Annotated in this window: 1 protein-coding gene; it reads right to left on the bottom strand. The window is 58.1% G+C overall.

Annotated features, from left to right (window positions below):
- On the bottom strand, positions 1–475 hold a 475-nt coding region (locus AC1D0P_RS28985), incomplete at both ends, for an extracellular solute-binding protein (protein WP_477679892.1).

Genomic DNA, 475 nt, shown 5'->3' with positions numbered 1-475 from the left:
GACGATATACTGCACGAATTTCAGCGCCAGATCCGGGTGCTTGGAATCCTTCATCACGCCGATCGACTGTGCCCAGCGCACGGCCCCTTGTTTCGGCACGATCCAATCGAGATTCGGCTTGTCCTTGGCGAGCGACGCGGTGATCCATTCACCGCCGCCGACCAGGATATCGACTTCTCCGGTCGCCAGCGCGGTCTGTGACGAGGTGACGTCGCTCACCTCTTTCGAGACCTTCTTCATCGCCGAAAGCTTTTCCGCGATCGCCGGCATGTCCTTGTCCGAGATGTCGGCAGTCTTCTTGCCGAGCGCCATCTGCACCAGGCCGATCATCGGCAGGTAATAATCGTAGAGCGCGATGCGGCCCTTGTACTTGTCCGACCACATCACCGACAGGTCTTCCATGTCCTTGGGGTCGACCTTGGTCTTGTCGAAGGAAATGGTGTTGTAGCCGAACTTTTCCGTCACGGCATAGGTC

It is taken from the genome of Polaromonas sp. P1_G2, from assembly GCF_056405515.1.
This window is presented reverse-complemented; position numbering and strand designations above follow the sequence as displayed.